This is a genomic window from Pseudomonas sp. p1(2021b), from assembly GCF_020151015.1.
In the GTDB taxonomy this organism is placed as follows: Bacteria; Pseudomonadota; Gammaproteobacteria; order Pseudomonadales; family Pseudomonadaceae; genus Aquipseudomonas; species Aquipseudomonas putida_K.
In genome coordinates, this window is record NZ_CP083746.1 from 3,189,202 (window position 1) to 3,203,540 (window position 14,339).

The 14,339-nt window shown below is 61.6% G+C and carries 14 protein-coding genes; 6 read left to right on the forward strand and 8 right to left on the reverse strand.

Annotated elements, in window-relative coordinates:
- Positions 1–26: 26 nt before the first annotated feature.
- Positions 27–1,106 (reverse strand): 4-oxalomesaconate tautomerase, encoded by a 1,080-nt coding sequence (locus K8374_RS14785; RefSeq protein WP_084858876.1) that lies wholly within the window; start codon positions 1,104–1,106, stop codon positions 27–29.
- Between the two features lie 147 nt (positions 1,107–1,253).
- On the opposite strand from K8374_RS14785, the gene K8374_RS14790 reads away from it, so the two are divergent.
- Positions 1,254–2,147 carry a LysR family transcriptional regulator gene (locus K8374_RS14790; protein WP_084858877.1) on the forward strand — a complete coding sequence of 298 codons (894 nt, stop codon included), beginning with the start codon at positions 1,254–1,256 and terminating at the stop codon, positions 2,145–2,147.
- Between the two features lie 48 nt (positions 2,148–2,195).
- Here K8374_RS14790 and tcuB read toward each other — a convergent pair whose 3' ends face one another.
- From tcuB to K8374_RS14810, 4 genes are all read right to left on the reverse strand, one after another.
- On the reverse strand, positions 2,196–3,377 hold the full coding sequence (gene tcuB / locus K8374_RS14795) for a tricarballylate utilization 4Fe-4S protein TcuB (RefSeq protein ID WP_224456189.1): 1,182 nt from the start codon (positions 3,375–3,377) through the stop codon (positions 2,196–2,198).
- The gene (gene tcuA / locus K8374_RS14800; RefSeq protein ID WP_224456190.1) at positions 3,358–4,812 is read right to left on the reverse strand and encodes an FAD-dependent tricarballylate dehydrogenase TcuA; all 1,455 of its coding nucleotides are present in this window, start codon (positions 4,810–4,812) and stop codon (positions 3,358–3,360) included. The genes tcuB and tcuA overlap by 20 nt, the downstream gene beginning before the upstream one ends.
- A gap of 148 nt (positions 4,813–4,960) precedes the next feature.
- A complete protein-coding gene (locus K8374_RS14805) occupies positions 4,961–5,881 on the reverse strand; it encodes a LysR substrate-binding domain-containing protein (protein WP_224456191.1) in 921 nt (306 codons plus the stop codon).
- A gap of 79 nt (positions 5,882–5,960) precedes the next feature.
- A complete protein-coding gene (locus tag K8374_RS14810; RefSeq protein ID WP_224456192.1) occupies positions 5,961–7,016 on the reverse strand; it encodes an SDR family oxidoreductase in 1,056 nt (351 codons plus the stop codon).
- A gap of 73 nt (positions 7,017–7,089) precedes the next feature.
- On the opposite strand from K8374_RS14810, the gene K8374_RS14815 reads away from it, so the two are divergent.
- Positions 7,090–7,461 carry a MerR family transcriptional regulator gene (locus tag K8374_RS14815; protein ID WP_224456193.1) on the forward strand — a complete coding sequence of 124 codons (372 nt, stop codon included), beginning with the start codon at positions 7,090–7,092 and terminating at the stop codon, positions 7,459–7,461.
- A gap of 100 nt (positions 7,462–7,561) precedes the next feature.
- On the opposite strand, the gene K8374_RS14820 is transcribed toward K8374_RS14815, so the two are convergent.
- Complete coding sequence (locus K8374_RS14820; protein ID WP_224456194.1) at positions 7,562–8,458, reverse strand: LysR family transcriptional regulator; 897 nt, start codon at positions 8,456–8,458, stop codon at positions 7,562–7,564.
- Between the two features lie 114 nt (positions 8,459–8,572).
- Here K8374_RS14820 and K8374_RS14825 point away from each other — a divergent pair, with 114 nt between their 5' ends.
- Positions 8,573–9,319 (forward strand): sulfite exporter TauE/SafE family protein, encoded by a 747-nt coding sequence (locus K8374_RS14825; RefSeq protein ID WP_224456195.1) that lies wholly within the window; start codon positions 8,573–8,575, stop codon positions 9,317–9,319.
- Here the strand turns inward: K8374_RS14825 and K8374_RS14830 are convergent.
- Positions 9,264–10,178: an AraC family transcriptional regulator gene (locus K8374_RS14830; protein WP_224456196.1), complete on the reverse strand. Its 915-nt coding sequence runs from the start codon at positions 10,176–10,178 to the stop codon at positions 9,264–9,266. The genes K8374_RS14825 and K8374_RS14830 overlap by 56 nt on opposite strands.
- Positions 10,179–10,362: 184 nt before the next feature.
- Between K8374_RS14830 and K8374_RS14835 the strand changes: the two genes are divergently transcribed.
- Positions 10,363–10,869 (forward strand): YkgB family protein, encoded by a 507-nt coding sequence (locus K8374_RS14835; RefSeq protein WP_224456197.1) that lies wholly within the window; start codon positions 10,363–10,365, stop codon positions 10,867–10,869.
- Between the two features lie 61 nt (positions 10,870–10,930).
- Here the strand turns inward: K8374_RS14835 and K8374_RS14840 are convergent, their stop codons facing one another.
- A complete protein-coding gene (locus K8374_RS14840) occupies positions 10,931–11,662 on the reverse strand; it encodes a FadR/GntR family transcriptional regulator (RefSeq protein ID WP_224456198.1) in 732 nt (243 codons plus the stop codon).
- A gap of 305 nt (positions 11,663–11,967) precedes the next feature.
- Between K8374_RS14840 and kdgD the strand changes: the two genes are divergently transcribed.
- Positions 11,968–12,879, forward strand: coding sequence for a 5-dehydro-4-deoxyglucarate dehydratase (kdgD, locus tag K8374_RS14845; protein WP_224456199.1), 912 nt, complete (start codon positions 11,968–11,970; stop codon positions 12,877–12,879).
- A 112-nt stretch (positions 12,880–12,991) separates the two neighbouring features.
- Positions 12,992–14,338, forward strand: coding sequence for an MFS transporter (locus K8374_RS14850; RefSeq protein WP_224456200.1), 1,347 nt, complete (start codon positions 12,992–12,994; stop codon positions 14,336–14,338).
- Position 14,339 lies beyond the last annotated feature (1 nt).

The window sequence follows — 14,339 nt, forward strand, 5'->3', positions numbered from 1 at the left end:
AGTTGCCGGTGTGCTGCAGGCCCTGCCTACCCCGCCCGCCTGCGCATGGTCGGGGCGTAGACGAAGCCTGAAAACAGCCGGCGGGCGGTTCGTACCACAGAGGCCTGGAGCGTCTTGCCATCGGCACCACTGCGCGAAAGCGCCACGTCGATGCCACCGCTCGGGTGCTCCAGGCGGACTTCCTCCAGGTGCTGCGCTTGTTCTCCCAGCATGTCCATGATCACCGTGCCTGGGCTGACGCAGGCCGTTGCCAGGCCGATCGCACCGGTGATGGCCAAGGCGCGGTGGCAATTGTGCGGCATGAAGTAGCGCACCTGCAGCGTGCCGTCATGACGAGCTGGAGAAACCAGTACGGGCTTGGGGATCACCATGCCGCTGACATCACCCAGCCCCATGGCTTTGCCGGCCTTCAGGCGCAAGGCCTCCAGGCGCTTCAGCAAGCGCGTGTCGGCATCCAGCTGTGCCGGGGTCTCGGAACCGGTCACGCCCAGCTGGCTGGCCTCGACGATCATCATCGGCATGGCCATGTCGATGCAGGTCACCGGCACACCGTCGATGACATCCTGGGCCCGGCCCGTGGGGAACAGCTTGCCGGTCTTGCTGCCCACCGCGTCGAGGAAGGTCAGGTGCACCGGGGCGGCGGTGCCTGGAACACCGTCGATTGCAGTACGGCCTTCGTAGCGCACGATGCCGCCGGGTGTTTCCACCAGCGAGTTGACGAAGGTGTTGGTGTTGAGGTTGCGGATGCGTACCAAGGTCTTGCCATCCTGGGCCTTGACCAACCCTTGCTCGATAGCGAAGGGGCCGACGGCGCACAGCATGTTGCCGCAGTTGGGCGCGGTATCGACACGGCGTTGGGCGACCATGACCTGCACGAACAGGTAGTCGACGTCGGCATCGGCATGCAGCGAGGGGCTGATGATCGCCACCTTGCTGGTCTGCGGGCTACCGCCGCCGATGCCGTCGATTTCCAGTTCATGCCCGGACCCCATCAGGTTGATCAGCAATTCGTCGCGTTCGACCACATTGGAAGGCAGATCCCAGGCGTGGAAAAAAGGCCCTTTTGAGGTGCCACCGCGCATGAGTACGCAAGGAATTCGTTGCATGATTTCGCACTCTTGTTGATCAATAACGATCATTGATGTTGTAGACACAAGACTGACAGGGATGGATAAATCAATCCAATGCAAATATCGTAGGCATTATTGCGATTGGTTAATCAATCGACGAACAGAGTCAAAGAGTGATTCGAGATGGAATATGAGCTGCAAGACATACGATCTTTCGTGAAAATCGCCGAACTCGGCAGCTTTCATGAGGCTGCCGAAGCGCTGCACCTGTCCCAGCCGGCCTTGAGTCGGCGGATCAAGAAGCTCGAGGAGGGGTTGGGTACGTCGCTGCTGGAGCGCACGACCCGTCGCGTCAGCCTGACCAGCGTCGGTCGTGACTTCTTGCCCAAGGCCAGGCGCCTGCTGGATGACTTCGAAGACTCGATCCTGAGCATTCGCGAGCTCGCCGAACGGCAGACCGGCCAGGTCACCCTGGCCTGCATCCCGACTGCAGCGTTCTATTTCCTGCCGTCGGTGATCCGCGACTACAACGAGCAATACCCCAAGATCCGCATCCGCCTCCTGGATCTCAGTGCCAACGACGGGCTCGAGGCCGTGCTGCGGGGCGAGGCCGATTTCGGCATCAACATGATGAGCGGCCAGCACCCGGACATCGAGTTCGTCTCGCTGGTGCAGGAGCATTTTGTCCTGGCCTGCCGCCGTGACCACAAGCTGGCGAACCGCGAGGCCGTCACTTGGACCGAGCTGGCCGACTACCGCCTGATCGGCGTAGGTCGCCTGAGCGGTAACCGGATGCTGCTGGACCATGCCCTGGCCGGGCTCAACCTGCGGCCCAAGTGGTTCTATGAGGTCCAGCATCTGTCCACCTCGCTGGGCATGGTCGAGGCTGGGCTGGGCGTATCGGCCATGCCCAGCCTGGCCATGCCCAGCGCCGACCACCCGACGCTGGTCAGCGTGCCGTTGATCGAACCCCAGGTCACCCGCACCCTGGGCTTGGTCTATCGACGGGGGGCATCGCTGTCGCCGGCGGCGGAGAAGTTCGTGTCGATCCTGTTGGACAAATGGCCCAACCGGTGAACAAAACGCGCAGGACGGTACAGGGGAGAAACCAGCTGCATTCATAGCTCACTCCCCTCCCAGACCCAGGTCGTTGGGCCGGCGCTTCTCGATCGCGAACTTGAGCAGTGCCGCGCTGCGGAACAGGCCATGGGCGAACTTGCCGTAGGGCAGCGTGATGAACAGCGCCATGACCGTGCCCAGGTGTATCGCCAGCAGGATCGCCATCGCGGCGGTATCGCGCAGGCCCAGCAGCGCAAGGCCCGTGGCACTGACCAACAGCAGAAGCAGGATGAACGCGCGGTCCATGGGCCGCTGGGCAATATCGCCCTGCTCCGGCGCCCTACGCAGGTTCAGCAGCAACAGCCCGGCCGGCCCGACGATCAGGCCAACACCGCCCAAGGTTCCGAGCAGCACCGGTGCGCTCAGCAGCGGGTACGGTGCCGGGTAGCCCAGCAAGTAGTGATACCCGGTAGCGACCACCGTAGCGGCGAAGCACAACAGAAAGCCATAGAAGGTGAAGTGATGGAAGCGTCGACGCCAGAGGGTGTAGCGATCGTCTGCGTTGTTGCAGCCCTGGCCATGCCCGCCGTCCAGGTACTTGAGCGTCAGAGCGGCATGTGACGCCTCGAACACTGCCCCCTTGGCCAGTTGCGCCTGCAGGGTGGCGGGCGACACCGAGCGCCAGAAGCGACGCACCGCCACGCTCAACGCCAGCGCTGCTGCGGCGAAGACGCTGCCGAACATCAGCGCCAGGGTGTTGTGCGGGAAGACCGCATAGAAATTCCCCGCCAACCGCCCAGGCAGCAGCGTGCCGTTGACGAACAAGGCCAGCAGCAGGAACAGCGACAAGGCCACTGTCAGTGCACTGGCGACATAGATGCCGTTGCGCCGATACAAGCGCCCGAACGGGCTCGGCCAGGCATACTCGGCATAGGTCTGCCCGCGCACCTTGGCCATCGCCTGGGGCACGTTGACGGCGAACGCGTGAGGTTGGGCATACTGGCAGGCATGCAGGCAGGCGCCGCAGTTGTGGCACAGGTTGGCCAGGTAATGGATGTCGGCCTTGCCGAACGCCAGCCTGCGGGTCATCGCCGGGAACACGGCGCAGAAGCCCTCGCAATAACGGCAGGCATTGCAGATGCGCATTTGCCGGTCCACTTCCTGTTCCTCCAGGTTCAGCACCGGAATCAGGTCGAGGGCCGGCTGGGCGGGATCAGGCTGGCGAGGATCAGGCAGTTGCGCGGTCATGGCGATTCTCTTCTTTTGGATATTGGTGCCCTGCAGCCGCTGCGGCGCGGGTGCCGGCGATGCGGCCGAAGGCGGTGCCGATGGACATGCCGACACCTGCGGTGTAGCCCTTGCCCAGTACATTGCCCGCCATCATCTCGCCGGCGACGAACAGGTTCGGGCTGGGCTGGCCACCGAAATGCACAGCGGCGGTTTCATCGGTACGCAGCCCCAGGTAGGTGAAGGTCACGCCAGGGCGCAGTGGGTAGCCGTAGTAAGGCGGCGTATCGATCGGCTGCGCCCAATGGCTTTTCACAGGCTCCAGGCCCACGGTATGGCAGTCGTCCAGGCGGGTGTGGTCGAAAGTGCCGACCTGGCAGGCCCGGTTGTAGGCATGCACGGTCTCGACGAAGGCCTGCACGGGCAGGCCGAGCAGGCCCGCCAGCGCGTCCAGGGAGTCGGCGGTGGCGCCAGGGAAGACCGGGGGCATGAAGCGCCCGAGAGCTTTCTGGTCGATGATCGAGAACCCCACCTGCCCGGGCTGATGGGCCACAAGACGCCCCCAGATGGCATAGCGCTTGGGCCAGAAATCCTCGCCTTCGTCGTAGAAGCGCTGCCCTTCGCGGTTGACCACCACGCCCAGCGACACACAATCGATGCGCGTGCAGATACCGCCGTCGTACAAGGGCGCACGGGCGTCGATCGCCACCATGTGCGCCTGGGTCGGGTCGCCGATCGTGTCGGCGCCCTGTTCGATCATGCGGCGCAACAGGACTCCGTCGTTGAACCGCGTACCGCGGATCAGGAAATTGTCCGAAGGCCACTCCCCTCGCGCGTTCTGCCCCCAGGCCTCGCGCAGCCACTGGCGGTTGGACTCGAAACCACCGGCGGCGAGCACGCAGCTGCGCGCCTCGATGCGTTCGGCGGGCAATGGCTGCCCACGAACCTCCCGCGCCGGCACATGTGCGGCAACGAAGCGCCCGCCCTGCAGCTCGATATCGGCAACCGGCGTGTCGTAGCGTATCTGTACACCCAGGCTCTCGGCGCTGCGAAAGTAGGCATTGACCAGCGCCTTGCCACCGCCCATGAAGAATGCATTGGTCCGTGCAGTGTGCAGCGCACCGGACAACGATGGCTGGAAGTGCACGCCATGGCGGCGCATCCACCCGCGACAGGACGAAGACGCGCGTATCACCAGGCGTGCGAGCGTTTCGTCGGTCTGGCCACCGGTGACCTTGAGCAGGTCCTGCCAGAACTCTTCTTCCGGGTAGGACCCGACCAGCACGTCCTGCGGCGCGTCATGCATGCAGCGCAGGTTGCGGGTGTGTTGGGAGTTTCCGCCTCGCCAAGCGCGAGGGGCCGCTTCGAGCAGCATCACGCTGGCTCCAGCCTCCCGCGCCATCAGCGCGGCACAGAGAGCGGCATTGCCTCCTCCGATGACTAGCACGTCGATCATTTCGCCTCCAGGTCATGAGGAGTCGAATGTTCGGGTGCTCCTCGTGACCACGGACTCTAATGAGCGGGCAAAGGGGGCGAAACGCGATTGCCGGGGGGAGGCATTCAGTTTTTCTAAAGCGCGACCCCGGAGCTACCACAGGCCAGCTTCAAAGCAACCGGGCTCCCGGCCATCGGCCTTGCTCCACCAGGTCGCGAGCGACATCCTGCAGCACAATCCGGGTCGCCAACGCCGCCGGCGAAAGTTCGTCCTCGGTCAGGCTGACGATCACATTGCGGCGTTGCGCCTGGGCCTGCTCGATGGCAAACACGCGCAAGCCCGCCTGGTGCGCCCTGGCCACCGTCGCACCGGGCTGGATGGTGGCGGCATGGCCTGCACAGACGCAATCCATCAACAGCGACAAGCCATCGACCTCCATCACGATGCGGGCCTCCAGCCCCGCCCGCTCGAAGATCGAGCGCAATGTCGAGCGCAAGCCATGCTGTGTGCTGGGCATCACCAGCGGCAGCGTCGCGATCTGCCTCAGGGTAAGGGCCTCGCCCCAATCGTCCTGGACCAGCGGGGCCGGAACCAGCACGAACAGCCGCTCGTTCAGAAGCGGACGAACATCCAGCCGAGGCCCCGTCTCCACCTGGAACAGCACCGCCAGGTCAAGGTGCCTGGCATTGAGTTGGTTCATCAGGTAACCCGACAGCATTTCCACCAGGTGCAGACGGATGTCGGGGTAGCGTTCACGCATCCTGTCGATCAACGCCAGGCCAAGGATCGATGCGGTGGTAGGCGCCAGCCCAACGCTGGCATACCCGCTCATGCGACCGCTTTGCGCCGCCAGGACCGCATGCTCCGCCTGGCGAAGAGCCAGGCGCGCGTGGTACTCGAAAGCCAGGCCCGCCGCCGTCGGCGATACGCCGGTACTGGAACGGGTCAGCAGCCGAGTGCTCACTTCGCTCTCCAGCTTCGACAGTTGCTGGCTCAATGCGGAGGCGCCGACCCCAAGCTCAAGCGCAGCCCTGCCAAGGCTGCCATGCTCCAATACACTCAGGAAATAGCGAAGTTGACGTAGCTCCATACAAGTCTCTTTCGGCGTTGGGGGCCAATCTGCCCCCTTTCAGGGAATCATCGAAGATCGCCTGGGTTGCCTCGATGGATCAAGTGCCCATGACGTAGCGCACCGTCTTTTCCAACGCTCGGGCCATATCGGGGTGTGCCAACCGATATTGTCGTTCCAGTTGCTCGCTATGACGCATGTCGAAGCGCTGCGTCTGGATGAAGTTCAACGACTCGGCATTGACTGCCAGTCGCGCCGCCAGCCCGGGAATCGCCAACAGCCACTTGAGCAGCCCCATCGGCACATGGCGCCGAGGCGCCTTGACCCCCAGCGTGCCTGCCATCTGCTCGAGCATCTCCTTCAGGTTCGGCGTGTGCTCATGGAGCGCCAGGACCTGCCGGTTGGCCATCGAAGGGTCGAACGCCACGCAGGTGATCATCGCCACCAGGTAATCGACGCTGACCAATGGCAACCAGTGCCTGGCGGAACCGGGAACCGCCTTGAACCGGCCTTGTGCCAGGTTCCGGATGAGTTCGGCCAGTGGTTGCCCTTCCACGATGTGCCCACTCTCGCTGTGGCCGCATACCGTGGCGGGATGCACGATCGTGTAATCCGCACCCTCGGCCTGCATATAACGGATGACCTCGAAATGGGACTCGAACTTGCTGCCTTCGTAGCCACCCACACGGCCGTAGACTACAGGCCAATCGGTGTTTTCAGGGTGCTCGCTATCAATTCCGATACGGGCAAGGTAAGGCAGGTTCTGCAGCATGAAGCCGCCGACCATCAGCAACCGCATGCGCTGGCTCGCCGCAAGCCTGGCGACCCTCAACGCCCCTTGCACATTGATTGCGCGGGCGCGCTCCAGGGTCAGGCCCCAGGAGAACTCCGCCGCGAGATGGAAGGCCACAGAGGCTGAAGACACGCGCTGCTTGTCCGCCTCGCTGAGCCCCAACCCTTCCCTGCCGATATCGCCCTCAACGGCCTGGAGATGCGCAGGGTTGCCGCCCAATCGGCCTACCTGCTCCCTGAGGCGCTCGATGTTCCCAGGGTTGCGCATCAGCACCCAGGCCTTGTGCCCTGTCGCAGTAAGACGGGCCAGCAGATGTTGCCCCACGAACCCACTGCCGCCTGTGACGAAGCGTTCCACGCTCATGCTCGGTTCCTTGTTTGGATGATGGGCGCAGGCTAAGGTATAGAGCCTACTCTACAGTCAAGGCGTTTTTTCCGTGAACATAGGAGAGCTGGAGCGCCGCAGTGGTCTCGGCCGCCACGCATTGCGCTACTACGAGCAGCTCGGGCTGATCGTGGCCCATCGGCAGGCCAACAACTACCGCAGCTACAGCGAGCAGACCGTTGTCGACCTGGTGTTCATCCAGCGTGCCCAGGCCGCGGGGTTTTCACTCGCCGAAATTGGCGAGATCCTCACCGCCAAGCGGGGCAACACGATCAATTGCGCGCAAGGCGCGGCCCTGGTCGCCAGCAAGATGGCTGACATTCAAACGAAGATAGCCACCCTGCAGGCCACGTATGTTTTTCTGGAAGCGGAGCGCGCGAAGCTCGAGGCCAGTGCCATTGCCAATGGGCAGACGATTCCCTAGCCTTCTGTCCCTGGGCATGCTTCGCCGCCCTAGGCTTCGTCATTCCTGTCGCACGTTCACCCTGACGGCCGGGTTTTGAAACCGGGGATCCGCTTTTCTATCATACCGTCCCAGGGCTCCCGCCCAAGTGGGCAAGCAAGCTTTGCATGGGCCCACTCAGTTCGCCCCACGCCTTGAAGCACAAGCACAGCTGACGCTGCGCCCAACTGTCTTGCAATGCAACCACGTGAAGGGAATAGCGCCGCCGATAGCGCTTGGCAATGCTCTGCGGCACGATCCCGATGCCAACGCCATGCGCGACCATTTCGCATAACCCTTCGAATGTCTTCATGCGGATTCGAAGGTCGAGCGGCCTACCCGCTGCACGGGCATGTTCGTCAATGTGGTCTTGCAATGCACTTCCTTGGGACAGGCCCACGAAGGGCAGCCCCAGCATGTCCGCGAACGTCACCCGCTTGCCGAGGGCGAAGGTATTCTGCGCAGCCGTGATCACGACCAAGTGGTCCCGTGCCACGGCCTGCACTTGAAGCCCATCCGCCGCAATGGCATCCGAAATCACACCCGCCTCGATCAACCCCGCGGCAACGGCGCGAACGATCTCGGTGCTGGTGCGCTCCTTGAGTTCGATACGCAAACGAGGCCGGGCGGCCAGCCATGGCGCAAGACGGCTGGGCAGGAACTCGATGAGCGCGGCGGTATTGGCATAGAGGTGCAGCGTTCCCCGGGCGCCTGCGGCGAAGTCTTGGAGCTCGCCCTTGAGCATCTCTTGCTGCCTGAGTATCAAGCGGGCGTGATGGGCCAGCGCCTCGCCGGCTTCCGTGGTGACGACGCCTCTGGGGCGTCGCTCGAGCAACGCCACCCCGGCTGCGCTTTCGATGTTGCGCAGGCGCTCGCTTGCCGAGGCCAGGGCGAGATTCGCGCTCGCGGCCCCGGCGGTGATGCTGCCGGCATCCACGATGCACAGGAACAGCTGCAGATCTGCCAAGTCGAGGCGCATGTGAACCCTACTCCTGCCTTCGGAATGTCCGAAGCATCAACTGATGTTTCCGCATTGTGCCCAGCCTCGCACGTGGCTTCAATTGGCTCAAACACATTGCTATAGAGGCCTGCGATGCACGACGCTGCTTTGAACATCCTGCTGCTGATCGGCACCTTCCTGGTCGCAGGGATGGTGAAAGGCGTGACAGGCATGGGGCTTCCTACCGTAGCCATGGGGCTGCTGGGAATGATGATGCCCCCAGCCAGTGCCGCCGCGATCCTGGTCATTCCGTCCTTGGTGACCAATGTGTGGCAGCTGTTTTGCGGCCCATCAGTGGCGCGGCTGATACGCCGCCTATGGCCCATGATGCTGTGCATCACGCTCGCAACGGTTGCCGGTTCAGCATGGCTGGTCAAGGTGAATCCTGCCTGGTCTGGGTTCTCCCTTGGCGTAGCGCTCATCGTGTACGCCATGTATGCGCTCATCGCGCCTGCCTTTTCCGTTCCCGAGCGGCTCGAGCGATGGCTGTCGCCGATGATCGGTTTGGCCACGGGTATGGTCACCGGCGCTACGGGCGTGTTCGTGATGCCGGCGGTTCCCTATCTTGGGTCGTTGCACATGAGCCGCGAGGAGTTGGTGCAGGCACTTGGCTTGTCGTTCACCGTTTCCACCCTCGCGCTCGCGACAGGGCTGCTCGCCCACGACGCGTTCCAGGTGGCGCAATTGGGCACGTCCACGCTGGCCATCGTTCCGGCCTTGGTCGGGATGTGGGCCGGTCAGGTTGTACGCAGGCGGATCAGCCCCAAGCGCTTTCGGCAGTGCTTCATGCTGTTCCTGATCGTGCTGGGGGTTGAGCTTTTTTGTCGTCCATTCTTTTGATACGCGTTGCCGACGATCGAACAGGATGCGCATCAACTGCATCGATCGATTTCACCCAATCACGAGGGTTGAGCCCCGTCTTGCGCCGGAAGGCCCGAGCCAGCGCAGAGGGGCTTTCATACCCCACCTGGTCGGAGACCAGCGCCATGGCGGTTCCTTCCCGCAACAGTTTCTGGGCCAAACTGATTCGCCAGCTCAGCAGATAATCGGCAGGCGTCTGCCCGATTACAGCCTTGAAGCGCGCCGCATAGCTCGCGCGCGACATGTTCGATTCGCTGGCCAATTCCGATATCGACCAGGGATGTTGAGGCGTCTCGTGCATCTTGACCAATGAGCGAGACAGGCGAGCATCGGCAAGGCCGGCCATCATTCCGGACTCGAGTTGATGATGGTCGAGCAGATGCCGCAACAGCTGGATGACGGTCAGCTCGAAGAGCCGATCCAGCGTAGCGCGACGACCGCAATGGTCGCCGTCGGCCTCGGCGAACAACCATTTGACCGTGTCCGAGAGCATTGGAAGCTCGGCCAGCGGCAACACCATCACGTCAGGCAATGCTGCCGCCAGCGGGTTGTCCACACCGCCTGCAAACTCCAGGGATGCGCATTGCAAACGGGCTTCACCCGCCGGCGTGCTGGATAACTGGTGCCAGTTGGGACGAGGAATGAAAATCAGGCTCGGCTCGGTCAGCCGTACATTCGAGCGCCCCGCGACCGACAATTCCAATACCCCGCCCTGCAGTAGATGCATATGCCCCTTGCGATCTGCGCCGGTGTATTGCCTGGCGCCACAAAACCCACCGCTGTAGTACAGCTCGGCACGCACACCGTATAGCGCCAGTAGCTTGGATAAACGATCCATGGATTTGCGCACCTCTAGCCTGGACGATCTGCAGCAAATTCTAGACTATTTAAGCCCAAAAGAACGACGCTCCGTTGCATCATGACCCCGTACTCAAACGGCGTTGCTTGCTTCGAAAGGAAGTGCGCCGTACGCCCCCCCCTGATAAGCAGGCCCGTGCAACACACTTTCTTGGAGATCGCTCATGAACACCTCTCTCGCTGACCGTTCCATCGCCACCCGCCTTCTGAACAGAGGGCTGGGCCAGCACGTCACCCGCACCGGCGTTGCAGGCATCTACGTGGCCATGGCCATCATCTACTTCTGGTTTGGAGGCATGAAGTTCACAGGCTACGAAGCAAACGGCATTCATGGCTTCGTCAGCAACAGCCCGTTGCTTTACTGGGTATACAACCTCATGAGCGTCCAAGGTTTCTCCAACTTTCTGGGGGTTCTGGAGGTATCCATTGGCCTACTCATTGCCGGCCGGGTGTTTTCTGCCAAGTTCTCGGCGTTGGGCGGATTGCTCTCCGCAGGCCTGTTCATCACGACGCTTTCATTCATGCTGACCACCCCAGGCGTGTTCGAACCGAGCCTCGGTTTCCCTGCGATTTCCGTGGTGCCAGGCCAGTTCTTGCTCAAGGACTTGGGTTTGCTCGCCGCTTCGATTTTCATTGCCGGCACATCGATGACTGCACTCGAGCAGAAATAAAAAATCGCGTGTTTTGACAAGGGTCTTCTGCACCAGCAGAAGGCCCTCTTTCGCTCATCCCCTACCCCCTTGGCCGCGAATCGTTGATCAGGCGATTCTGGCTGTTGGTCAAATGCAGACGAATTGCCGCTCTGGCTGCATCCGGGTCCTGGGTGCGTATCGCGTTGAAGATGGCCTCGTGTTCAAGATTGGCGAGGTAGGCCTGGCGCGCCAGATTGGCCTCGGGGCGCTCGTTCGATTCGATCCGGTTTCGAGGAATCAGGGCGCTCCCCAGATGGACCAGCAGTTCGGTGAAATAGACGTTGCCGGTCGCTTCGGCGATCAGCAGATGGAACCGGCGATCAGGTTCGACGCAACTGTCCCCTATTGCAGCCAAGTCCTGATAGTCATCCAACGCTTCACGCATTCTGCGCAGGTGCTCATCAGTGCGCCTGAGCGCAGCCAGGGCGGCAGCCTGCCCTTCCAGGCCAATGCGCACCTCCAGGACCTGACGAACGCTCGCGGCGGTTTCCATACCGAGGTGAAAGCCGGTTTGGGGCTGACGCATGATGACAAACGTGCCAATCCCATGCCGGGTCTCGACCAAACCCGAAGCCTGCAGCTTCGAAAGCGCTTCGCGCACCACCGTTCGGCTCACGCCATGCTCACGCACGATAGCCGCTTCCGAAGGTAGCTTGTCCCCTGGTTTGAAGGCTCCCATCAAAATGCGACGCGTCAGGTCCGATACGAGGTCATGAGCGCGCGTATGGCCCTTCTTCCGGGTAGCGGGGGCCGGGGAATCGTGGAGCTCCATGCATTCCTCTTTATGGATGTATGACAACCGAAGCGGTTTTAGGCGAGTCTAACATCGTCAACTTGTATGACAACATAGTATTTTCGATAAAATTTATCTGCTCGATCACCCACCATCCTCAACAAAAAAACCTGAAATATAGGCCTAAATTGCGATTAATTTACGCATAAAATCGGTTGTATGCTGATTTTCCCATACAAAAAATCGCTTGTAGGACAACTTTTTCGCTCCTATGATCGACTCCGACATGTCAGACAAGCCAGACCGAACTCACCACAACAACGCTAACCAGGCTGTGACCCGCCATGAATCCTCAAGAGCTGAAATCGATCCTGTCTTCCGGGCTTTTGTCCTTCCCCGTCACTGACTTTACCGCCAGCGGCGATTTCAACGCTGCAAGCTACGCAAAGCGGCTAGAGTGGCTGGCCCCCTATGGCGCAAGTGCGCTCTTCGCCGCTGGCGGCACCGGCGAGTTCTTCTCGCTCGAGCCCAACGAATATTCCTCGATAATCAAGACTGCGGTAGAGACCTGCCATGGCCAGGTACCGATCCTCGCCGGCGCTGGCGGCCCGACTCGCCAGGCAATCGCATACGCCCAGGAAGCACAGCGTCAAGGTGCCGCTGGCATCCTGTTGCTGCCGCATTACTTGACCGAAGCCAGCCAACAAGGCCTGGTAGCCCACGTCGAGCAGGTCTGCCGCTCCGTGGACTTCGGCGTGGTGGTCTACAACCGCAACGTTTGCCGGCTGACCGCTGATAGCCTGGAAAAGCTCGCCGATCGCTGTCCGAACCTGATCGGTTTCAAAGACGGCATCGGTGAAATCGAGCCGATGGTCGCCATCCGCCGCCGTCTCGGCGAGCGCCTTACCTATCTCGGCGGCCTGCCGACCGCCGAAGTCTATGCCGCTGCCTACAAGGCCCTGGGTGTGCCGGTGTATTCCTCCGCTGTCTTCAATTTCATCCCCAAGACCGCCATCGAGTTCTACAACGCCGTCGCCAGCGACGACCACACTACGGTCAACCGTCTGATCGACGAGTTCTTCCTACCCTATCTGGACATCCGCAATCGTTGCGAGGGCTACGGCGTGAGCATCATCAAGGCCGGCGCGAAGCTGGCGGGCCATGACGCAGGTCCGGTGCGTGCGCCCTTGACCGATCTGAACGGTGAAGAAATGGAAATGCTCGACGCCCTGATCAAAAAGCTCGGCCCGCAATAAGACAGAGCGCCAGGCGCCTAACGCTGATCGCCTGTCGCTTCAAAGAACCACCGGCCCGGTGTAAGCCTGGTCGGTGAAGCCCACACAAAAACAATTAATGGGAGATCCGGTCATGAACCAGATCGCAGATTCAGCCACCGATGGCGACGCGCTCAGCCGGGCGGTACGCAAGGTAAAGCGTCATGTGCTGCCGCTGTTCGTCGTCATGTTCATCGTCAACTACATCGACCGGGTGAATATCGGCTTTGTGCGCCCTCACATCGAGAGCGATCTCGGTATCGGAGCGGCCGCCTATGGATTGGGGGCAGGCCTTTTCTTCATCGGCTACGCACTTTTCGAAGTCCCCTCCAACATTCTTCTGCAGCGAGTCGGCGCCCGTCTCTGGCTTACTCGCATCATGTTGACTTGGGGGCTGGTTGCCAGTGCCACGGCCTTCATGCAGAACGAAACCCACTTCTATATCCTGCGCTTCCTCCTGGGCGTAGCGGAGGCCGGGTTCTTCCCTGGCGTCATCTATTACTTCACGCGCTGGCTGCCGAAAGAAGAGCGCGGCAAAGCGATCGCCATCTTCCTGAGTGGGTCTGCGGCAGCATCTCTCATCTCCGGCCCGCTTGCAGGTGCACTGATGCAAATCCAGGGGCTCGGAATGCATGGATGGCAATGGATGCTGTTCATTGAAGGCATGGTCTCCGTCACCCTGTGCTTCGCCGTTTGGTTCTGGCTTGATTCCACGCCCAACGATGCCAAATGGCTGTCTGCAGACGAGAAGGATGCACTTAACGGTGCGATCGAGCGCGAGCAACGTGAGCGCGAGTCGATGACGGGCCCCAAGCCAACCCTTTGGACGCTGCTGCGTGATTCCCAGATAGTGTTGTTCTGCGTGCTGTATTTCTGCATCCAGTTGACCATCTATGCCGCAACGTTCTGGCTGCCGAGCATCATCAAAAGCATGGGTGGTCTCAGCGACCTCCAGGTTGGTTTCTTCAACTCGATCCCCTGGCTGATTTCCATCCTAGCAATGTACGCATTTGCCGCCTGTGCGGGCCGTTGGAAGTATCAGCAGGCATGGGTCGCTACCGCGCTGCTCATCGCCGGCTTGGGTATGTTCCTGTCGACCACGGGTGGCCCTGTCTTCGCCTTCATAGCCGTGTGCTTCGCTGCGATCGGTTTCAAATCGGCCTCCTCGCTCTTCTGGCCGATTCCCCAGGGGTACCTCGATGCACGTATCGCAGCCGCGGTGATCGCGCTGATCAACTCCCTGGGCAACCTCGGCGGCTTCGTAGCCCCAACGACCTTCGGCATTCTCGAGCAGCAAACCGGTTCTATCCAGGGCGGCCTTTACGGTCTCGCCTGCACCTCGCTCCTTGCCGCCGTTCTCGTCTTCTTCGTTCGTACGACGCCAAAGAGTGCGAACGACAAAAGCGCCAAACACCCCACGGCACTGAGCCAGCCCCACTGAT

Coding starts and splice junctions, on each gene's coding strand:
- K8374_RS14785 (WP_084858876.1), bottom strand. CDS start 1,106: ATGCAACGAATTCCTTGCGTACTCATGCGCGGTGGCACCTCAAAAGGG.
- K8374_RS14790 (WP_084858877.1), top strand. CDS start 1,254: ATGGAATATGAGCTGCAAGACATACGATCTTTCGTGAAAATCGCCGAA.
- tcuB (WP_224456189.1), bottom strand. CDS start 3,377: ATGACCGCGCAACTGCCTGATCCTCGCCAGCCTGATCCCGCCCAGCCG.
- tcuA (WP_224456190.1), bottom strand. CDS start 4,812: ATGATCGACGTGCTAGTCATCGGAGGAGGCAATGCCGCTCTCTGTGCC.
- K8374_RS14805 (WP_224456191.1), bottom strand. CDS start 5,881: ATGGAGCTACGTCAACTTCGCTATTTCCTGAGTGTATTGGAGCATGGC.
- K8374_RS14810 (WP_224456192.1), bottom strand. CDS start 7,016: ATGAGCGTGGAACGCTTCGTCACAGGCGGCAGTGGGTTCGTGGGGCAA.
- K8374_RS14820 (WP_224456194.1), bottom strand. CDS start 8,458: ATGCGCCTCGACTTGGCAGATCTGCAGCTGTTCCTGTGCATCGTGGAT.
- K8374_RS14825 (WP_224456195.1), top strand. CDS start 8,573: ATGCACGACGCTGCTTTGAACATCCTGCTGCTGATCGGCACCTTCCTG.
- K8374_RS14830 (WP_224456196.1), bottom strand. CDS start 10,178: ATGGATCGTTTATCCAAGCTACTGGCGCTATACGGTGTGCGTGCCGAG.
- K8374_RS14835 (WP_224456197.1), top strand. CDS start 10,363: ATGAACACCTCTCTCGCTGACCGTTCCATCGCCACCCGCCTTCTGAAC.
- K8374_RS14840 (WP_224456198.1), bottom strand. CDS start 11,662: ATGGAGCTCCACGATTCCCCGGCCCCCGCTACCCGGAAGAAGGGCCAT.
- kdgD (WP_224456199.1), top strand. CDS start 11,968: ATGAATCCTCAAGAGCTGAAATCGATCCTGTCTTCCGGGCTTTTGTCC.
- K8374_RS14850 (WP_224456200.1), top strand. CDS start 12,992: ATGAACCAGATCGCAGATTCAGCCACCGATGGCGACGCGCTCAGCCGG.